The 1,898-nt window shown below is 67.2% G+C and carries 3 protein-coding genes; all 3 read left to right on the top strand.

Annotated elements, in window-relative coordinates; genetic code table 11:
- Positions 1-255 (top strand): stage II sporulation protein M (locus B1A78_RS21690; protein ID WP_179102133.1); only part of this gene is annotated, 255 nt, incomplete at its 5' end.
- Positions 252-1,121 (top strand): RDD family protein, encoded by an 870-nt coding sequence (locus tag B1A78_RS21685; protein WP_077148898.1) that lies wholly within the window; start codon positions 252-254, stop codon positions 1,119-1,121. The genes B1A78_RS21690 and B1A78_RS21685, both read left to right, overlap by 4 nt.
- Positions 1,108-1,809 (top strand): nitroreductase, encoded by a 702-nt coding sequence (locus B1A78_RS21680; RefSeq protein WP_077148897.1) that lies wholly within the window; start codon positions 1,108-1,110, stop codon positions 1,807-1,809. Before B1A78_RS21685 ends, B1A78_RS21680 begins: the two co-directional genes overlap by 14 nt.
- Positions 1,810-1,898 lie beyond the last annotated feature (89 nt).

The following is a 1,898-nucleotide window of genomic DNA, read 5'->3' as shown; positions in this document are numbered from 1 at the left end:
GCGGCGGGGCTGCGGATCGGCGCCGCGGTGGTTTTTCCCGGCGCGCGCAGCCGGTTGCAGGCGGCGTCCGACGCCGGGCGCACCGCGGGTAAGGTGATGGTGGGCGTGATCATCATGCTGCTGGTCGCCGGGCTGCTCGAAGGATTCGGGCGCCAGCTGATCACCGACACGGCGATGCGCTATGGCATCGGCACCGTCATGCTGCTGCTGTGGCTCGGCTATTACTACATCCCGCGCCGCGGCGAAGCGGCATGAGCGCCGCCGCCAACAACAAGATGCGGCTCGCCCAGAAGGGCAAGGTCCGCCAGTTCGTCACCCCCGAGGGAGTCGACCTCGAGCTGAAGATCGCGAGTTCGGGGCTGCGCTTAGGCGCGCTGCTGGTCGATCTCGGCATCTTGCTGGCGGTGATGATCCTGTTTTCGCTATTCCTCGACTGGATCGACTCCGCGGCCTCGCGCGACGTGATCGACGTCGTCTGGCTGCTCGGTTTCTTCCTGCTCCGCACCTTCTGGTTCATCGGCTTCGAACTGGGGCAGCGCGCCGCGACCCCGGGCAAAAGGATGATGGGCATCCGCGTCGTCGCGCGCGACGGCGGGCGGCTGACCGCCGACGCGGTGGTCGCGCGCAACCTGATCCGCGAGCTTGAACTCTTCCTGCCGCTGATGATGCTGGGGGTCGGCGCGAGCGAGGATGCGGTGTCGGGGTGGACCGTCGCGGCGGGGGTCGGCTGGTCGCTGACGCTGAGCCTGTTCCTGCTGTTCAACAAGGACCGGATGCGGATGGGCGACCTGATCGCCGGGACCTGGGTGGTGATGGCGCAGCGATCGAAGCTCGACCATGATATCGCCGCCGAAGCCGAACGATCGGGGCCGATGCAGTTCAGCGAGGCCGAACTGTCGGTCTATGGCATTTTCGAGCTGCAGGAGCTGGAGCGGGTCTTGCGTATCCGCGATGCCCGCGCCATGCGCGAGGTCGCGGACACGATCCGCGCCAAGATCGGGCGGCCGGTCGCGGAGGAGGACGATGTCTTCCTCCTTTCCTATTACCGCCAGCTGAAAGCCCGGCTCGAACGCAAATTGCTGTTCGGGAAACGGCGAGAGGATAAATATGCCAGCGACTGACACCGCCACGCCTTCGGTCACCGACGCGCTCCACAAGCGCCGCTCGGTGCGCGCCTTTACGGATCAGCCGGTCGACCCCGCGTTGCTGACCGAAATCTTCGCCGCGGCGCAGCGCGCGCCATCGGGCGGCAATCTCCAGCCCTGGCAGGCGGTGGTGCTGGCCGGCGAGCCCTGGCAGGCGGTGAAGGATGCGGTCGCGGGCCGGATCGCGATGGGGCGCGAGGGGCATCAGCCCGAATATGACATCTATCCCAAGGGGCTGACCGAACCATGGGAAACGCGGCGCTTCGGGGTCGGCGAGGGGCTGTACGCCGCGCTCGGCATCCCGCGCGAGGACAAGAAGGGCCGGCTTGGCCAGTTCATGAACAATTACACGGGCTTCGGCGCGCCGGTGATGCTGTTCCTCCATTGCTCGCGCATCATGGGGCCGCCGCAATGGTCGGACATGGGCATGTGGCTGCAATCGGTGATGCTGCTGCTCGTCGAGCATGGCCTCGCGAGCTGCCCGCAGGAATGCTGGGCGATGTATGGCGAGACGATCCGCACGACGCTGGGCCTCAGCGACGACCAGATTCTCTTCACCGGGCTCGCGATCGGCTACGCCGACGAGGGCGCGGCGGTGAACCAATGGCCGGTGCCGCGCGTTGGCGTCGAGGAAGCCGTTGAATTTCGGGGATTTGGCAGATGATCGCTATGCAAGCGCGCTGGCGCCATGGCGCGGCCTTGGCAATGACGCTGGCGTTGGCTGGCTGCACCGCGGTGCCGACCCCGGCGCCG

It is taken from the genome of Sphingopyxis sp. KK2 (assembly GCF_001990265.1).
Classification (GTDB): Bacteria; Pseudomonadota; Alphaproteobacteria; order Sphingomonadales; family Sphingomonadaceae; genus Sphingopyxis.
Note: the sequence above shows the minus strand (reverse complement) of the source record. Positions and strands in the feature narration are given on the sequence as shown.

Bases quoted from the DNA above. Each gene is read 5' to 3' on its own strand.
- B1A78_RS21685 (WP_077148898.1), top strand. From the start codon at position 252: ATGAGCGCCGCCGCCAACAACAAGATGCGGCTCGCCCAGAAGGGCAAG.
- B1A78_RS21680 (WP_077148897.1), top strand. From the start codon at position 1,108: ATGCCAGCGACTGACACCGCCACGCCTTCGGTCACCGACGCGCTCCAC.